Source organism: Desulfatiglans anilini DSM 4660 (assembly GCF_000422285.1).
In the GTDB taxonomy this organism is placed as follows: Bacteria; Desulfobacterota; DSM-4660; order Desulfatiglandales; family Desulfatiglandaceae; genus Desulfatiglans; species Desulfatiglans anilini.
Window position 1 is genome coordinate 1 of the sequence record NZ_AULM01000079.1, and the last position, 4,980, is coordinate 4,980.

5 protein-coding genes and 2 pseudogenes are annotated in these 4,980 nt (G+C 53.2%); 3 read left to right on the plus strand and 4 right to left on the minus strand.

The genetic code is table 11. The features are described from left to right. The 4 genes and pseudogenes from H567_RS30220 to H567_RS28870 form a co-directional block, all read right to left on the minus strand. A pseudogene (locus H567_RS30220) lies at positions 1 to 153 on the minus strand (SAM-dependent methyltransferase); the annotation flags it as partial. A 9-nt stretch (positions 154 to 162) separates the two neighbouring features. Continuing rightward, positions 163 to 1,131, minus strand: a complete 969-nt coding sequence (locus H567_RS0120880; RefSeq protein WP_028322879.1) for an ADP-ribosylglycohydrolase family protein — start codon at positions 1,129 to 1,131, stop codon at positions 163 to 165. A 364-nt stretch (positions 1,132 to 1,495) separates the two neighbouring features. After that, complete coding sequence (locus H567_RS0120890; RefSeq protein ID WP_028322881.1) at positions 1,496 to 2,752, minus strand: ATP-binding protein; 1,257 nt, start codon at positions 2,750 to 2,752, stop codon at positions 1,496 to 1,498. 938 nt (positions 2,753 to 3,690) lie between these two features. Beyond that, the gene (locus H567_RS28870; protein WP_153306314.1) at positions 3,691 to 3,888 is read right to left on the minus strand and encodes a hypothetical protein; all 198 of its coding nucleotides are present in this window, start codon (positions 3,886 to 3,888) and stop codon (positions 3,691 to 3,693) included. Between the two features lie 172 nt (positions 3,889 to 4,060). On the opposite strand from H567_RS28870, the gene H567_RS0120895 reads away from it, so the two are divergent. The 3 genes and pseudogenes from H567_RS0120895 to H567_RS29460 form a co-directional block, all read left to right on the plus strand. Further along, positions 4,061 to 4,342: a type II toxin-antitoxin system Phd/YefM family antitoxin gene (locus tag H567_RS0120895; protein WP_028322882.1), complete on the plus strand. Its 282-nt coding sequence runs from the start codon at positions 4,061 to 4,063 to the stop codon at positions 4,340 to 4,342. Then, on the plus strand, positions 4,339 to 4,629 hold the full coding sequence (locus H567_RS28210) for a type II toxin-antitoxin system RelE/ParE family toxin (protein WP_084517683.1): 291 nt from the start codon (positions 4,339 to 4,341) through the stop codon (positions 4,627 to 4,629). Before H567_RS0120895 ends, H567_RS28210 begins: the two co-directional genes overlap by 4 nt. Further along, positions 4,595 to 4,980: pseudogene (locus H567_RS29460) on the plus strand (hypothetical protein); the annotation flags it as partial. The gene H567_RS28210 and the pseudogene H567_RS29460, both read left to right, overlap by 35 nt.

A 4,980-nucleotide genomic window follows, 5' to 3' on the forward strand; every position in this document is an offset into this window, starting at 1 on the left:
GGTGCCGCAGCCGATATCCGCTATCTTCAAATGGCGCGACCGGTCGAGTCCCGCCAGTTCCATCGCCCGTTTTGTTTCGGCCTCCCCGCCTGGCCCCTGCCTGAATTGTGATTTGTGCAGATCGACCAGGAGCTGCAGCTGTACATCGTCCACATTTCCTCCTCATTCACCACCCCGGATCAACCCTTCAGCCAGTTCCAGCGCATCCACCGGCCAAAAGCACGCTGGTCGCGGGCGGTGGACGCCAGGTTGCCCGGCCTCGGGCCGGCAGTTCAGGACCCGGTCGACCCATCGGACGGGTATGGCGTCGAGGCCGCCCACAGCGCCCAAGAGCGCCCCGCAAATGGCCGCGTTCGTATCGGTGTCTCCTCCCCTCATGACCGTGTCGACGACGCCTTCTTCAAAACACGGGGCATGGAGCAGTTGCCACAGGGCATTGCGAAACGCGATCAAAACCCAGCCTTGCTGCCGGACATAGTCAGCCGGCGGTGCTTCGGCGGCTCCAAAAACGGCGTCCATGAGAGCCGGGTCGACGGCCAAATCGACGGTCCACCCTCTGATATTCAGGTAGAGCCTGCCGGCCTCGCAGCCGGATGCAACGGCATGAGCAATCGCCATGGTGAAAAGCGCGTTGGCCTGCAGGCACACCGGGTTGGGATGCGTCAGGGCAGCGTCTTGCCTGGCCCAGTCGCCCACTGTCTCCAATGGGTGGTTGGCTCCGAAGATGCCCAGGGGGCTGATCCGCATCATGGCCCCATTGGCCTGGCTGTCTGGATTCGGACGCCCCCGCAGGCCGCTGGAGATGGTCATGCCGCAGTCGAAAGGATCGGAGTCGAGCCAGAATCGATAGGCCTGAAACGCGGCCTCAGGGTCATAGATCCTACGCTCTGTCAGCATCCGCGCCAGCAGCAGGGCCATTTCCGAGTCATCCGTCGGTTGACCGGCAAGGGTGTTCCATGTGCCGCCATCGGCCAGTTCCCGCACGCCATCCGGATACCTGCGACGGATCTCCTCCGGCGACCGGAACTCGACCAGGCTGCCGAGGGCATCTCCCGCGAGCTGGCCAAGGAGGCAGCCCTGGGCCCGGGATAAAACGGATCGAAATGCTGGATTTCTATTGCAGGAGTTCATGCATTCCTTCCTCGAAATAGTTTGAGTATTTCTCCTTCACCGCCTCGGCTATATCCCGGTCTTGTTTCCACAGAATGGCGTGCTCTACCGCCAGCCGGATAGTGTGCAGAATATTGCCATGATGGAAAAAAATGCCATGTTTTGCGCTCCGGAACGCTGGGGGGACAGGATCACCCATAGAGCTCGCGGCTCGTTTCCTCAGCCATGAGCCTTTTTTATGCAATTTGGGTTACCTTGCTCATGAATCAAAAGCTTACCCGCCCTACACTAAATATTCCAGGGGGGCGTGTCTCACTCGAATTGATACAGAGGGGCCGCATGTTATGAACGGTGCTGCATTGCCAAAGCGACTCCATCCGTAAAATCAGTCTTCGCCATGGGGTGGTTGTGCGGCGAATATCGTCAACATCAGCTCAGAGTCATCAAGAAGTCTGTATTCCGGTTTCCTGCCAGACAGTCTTTCGCTCTCGGTGATGATGATCGGCACACCTTCGCCGCGCTTGTCCATGATGAAATTCCGCTGACTGCCGATAGCATCCACATTCATAGGGCAACGCGCCAGCAAGGAACTGATCAATTCATTCCGTGACGATTGCCGCTCCGAAATGCTCTCAATAGTCATGGTGTTGGGGATCGCGCCGGGCGAGAAGATTTCCAGTCGATCAGAGAACAGATGCAGGCGAATCTTGGAACCGTAAATGGAGTAATCCCGATGAGCCACAGCGTTGACCACCGCCTCGAATACCGCGTTCATGGAGAACTGCGGGGTTTCAATCCGATTGGGCGCTTTGATGGCAAAGACCCGCATGTTTCTTTCCACAAACTTGCAGGCGTCCCGGATCTGAACATCAAGTGGGCCAGTAATGTCCTTGGCGTCCAGTTGATAGGCGGCGTTGCGCTCGGTGCCTCGGTAACAAACCGCCTGAATAAAAGCGCTGGACATAAAAGACTCCGGGGCATCCGAGGCCATCAAAACACCGCTGACTGTGGCTCGGATGGTGCCGTCTTCGTCCTTGGCAACAAGTTTCATTTTTTCGAGAAATTCCTGATCCGCTTTAGGTGAGATGACTGTTCGGAATCTGCTCCATAGCTTGGGATTCAAATCATCGATCGTTGTGCCCGGAACCGTTTGTTCATCGAAACGGATAAGCCGCACCTGACTGCGCTGCTGGAATAACCGCGCGAGGACATCCGGTTTCATCTCGCGCTTGGAACTCCCAAGGCGGCGGAAATAGCCGTTTGGGCTTTTGTGGACAAACAGGCTGCGGGGTACATCGATTCGCAGGATTGTTTTGTCACCACCTTGTTGATCAGGCACAATGAGCTTTCGAATCACGCAATCGAGGGCCGGGTCAATGGAATCGTTGCAGATGGAACGAAGCCAGTCTTCAACGATGTCAAGTTTTTCTGGTGGTATCCCTCGAATCACTTTGGTCTTGTCGTCAACCCCCAGAACAATGATGCCGGATGCCGTATTTGCCATGGCAGCCAGTTCGTCCGCCATGCCGTCCTTCTGGGGACCGGTGACTTTGCTGCCGCTGAATTCAACCGCCTTGAGTTCAAGAACAGAGTCCTCTCCCAGCGCGATTTGTTTGAGCAAGTCGGATATATTTTCGTACATCACTAACCCCCATTTCCACTAATGGACAAAGCGATACGGAATCCATATATAGACCTCACTCCTTCGTTCACCATGTTTTCGGTAAAAGCCCAGAGATCTCGCGCTAACCTAAAATCCGGAGACAATGCCAAAAAATTATCCCAACAAATTACTTTGATGGACGGCCAAAATCAAGTGTTGCGCCGAATTGCGCCGAGTTTTCCAAAAAACGGCTTGACTGCCGCTCGCGATCCGGACATCCTTTTATAGCAAGCTCACAGTGTAACTCCATACAGAACAGCTTGTTATCTCCTTCAACGAAGCCGCCATCACCCCTCGCTGCATGCTGTGCCTGCCAACCCCCAATCCTTCCAACCGGTCGATGCGCGGCAGGTCACGCTGCGGGTCGGTGAAGATCCCAGTTCACTATGGATCAGACACCCAGTCGCAGGTCGGATGGCCGAGGCGCAGCTCGCCTCATGCTGTCTCCTGCATATTTTTGTTATATGCCATAAGATTTTGACGGATCCGGTCAAATCCGGGGATATTTTTTCAATTGATTTGAAAAGGTAGCTTTGTAGTTGTGAGCGGCAGGGGGCCGATCTCAAAAGGCTATGAGGTTTTGAAAACTGGCGGAAAGCCCTTTGGGATCGACAAGAATGTCATACCCGCAGAACACTCTGCGCCGCATCAGAGCAGCTTAGAATCGACGATCTTGCCGGCACTCCTTATTATAATGTCCGGGCGCCGGCCCCCTCGAAGGGACCTTCATCAAAATGGGAAAGGTTGGGGAGAGGTTCGGAAGTGGGGAGAGAATGGCAAGAAAAAAACCCTCTCCAAAAAGGTTTTTGAGCGAAACCAAAAACCCTGTAAATTCTGGTGCCTGAGACAGGAATCGAAGCCGTACAGCCCTAAGACCCGAGAAATTTTCCGGTTGCAGGCCCTTTTCTTTCAAGAAATTACCAGGGGCTGTCCTGATTTTGTTCTGAGAAACTGCGCCTTGCCTGATTTTTCACCCCTACATTCCCCGGATCGGCCTCGAACGCCAGCCCAGAAGCAGCCTGCCAGGGACTGTCACTTTCAATTTGAAATTTCTGCGAATGAACGGCACCGACAAGGCGCACTGTTTTACAGCCTTTAATCTTATCCAATATCATTTTGCTAACTGCGAACGGGTTGCTGGCCTGGCAGCCTAATTTTTTCTTGTATTATGCGGCAGAAGCGCCGCATAAGTCAAAGTTGGCGTATTTAAATCGAGTCGTCAAACCTAAATAGCTTGATTTTTAGGTTTGTTGGTAATACATGCAAAAGTACTAAAGGAGGTACGACATGGGCAAGCTATCAAATATTATTCCGGTTAGCGATTTAAGGCAAAATGCAGCAAAGCTACTCAAACAATTACGAAAAAGCAATGAGCCTCTTATAATTACACAAAGAGGTCGCGCAACAGCGGTATTAATCGGTGTTGATGCCTATGAGAAATCTGAACACGAGAAAGAGCTGTTGCGCCTTTTGGCGAAGGGAGATAGGGAAATCGAAACGGGTCAAGGGTATGACCTGGACACAGTTCTTGCTGAAGCCGACGCCATTTTGTCCAAGGAGCCTTCGTGAAGGTTAAATTTACACCTTCTGCCAAAACTCAATTCCTTTCTGCGCTATCATACATTCGAAAGGATAAACCTTCAGCGGCTATTGATTTTCGTAATTGGGCTGAAAAAATCCTGCGAAGGCTTGAGGATTTTCCCGAATCCGGGAGAATAATACCTGAATGTACAGAACTCCCCTACCGAGAAGTGATCATATCGCCGTCTCGATTTTTTTATAAAATCAAAGACGATACCGTTTGGATTGTTGCGGTGTGGCATGGCGCACAGCTTCCAAAAGGACCATCATCTTAACGCCAACCATCTCTTTCAGCGGACGGAAAAAAGCATCGGCCGGCTGTGCAAGTACCTGCTGGGGGCCCCGACCGAGACAGCCCGAAACATCCTCAAGGATAAAACCGAACCAGTCCGGAAAAAAGGCGACAAACCAAACCCCCGGGGGCACGGGAAAAACGGCGCAGGCCAGTACACCGGCGCTGCCAGGGTGCGCATCGAACACCCCGCTCTGAACTCGGGGGACCCCTGCCCAAGCTGTGAGAAGGGTAAACTATACGAGCTGGCCATGCCGTCGGTCTTTGTTCATATCGTTGGAACAGCCCCTCTCAAAGCCACCGTTTATGAACGAATCCGCTTACGCTGCAATCT

What these genes read in the sequence shown, in the direction of transcription:
- H567_RS0120880 (WP_028322879.1), bottom strand. Translation starts at nt 1,131, where the DNA reads ATGAACTCCTGCAATAGAAATCCAGCATTTCGATCCGTTTTATCCCGG.
- H567_RS0120890 (WP_028322881.1), bottom strand. Translation starts at nt 2,752, where the DNA reads ATGTACGAAAATATATCCGACTTGCTCAAACAAATCGCGCTGGGAGAG.
- H567_RS28870 (WP_153306314.1), bottom strand. Translation starts at nt 3,888, where the DNA reads ATGATATTGGATAAGATTAAAGGCTGTAAAACAGTGCGCCTTGTCGGT.
- H567_RS0120895 (WP_028322882.1), top strand. Translation starts at nt 4,061, where the DNA reads ATGGGCAAGCTATCAAATATTATTCCGGTTAGCGATTTAAGGCAAAAT.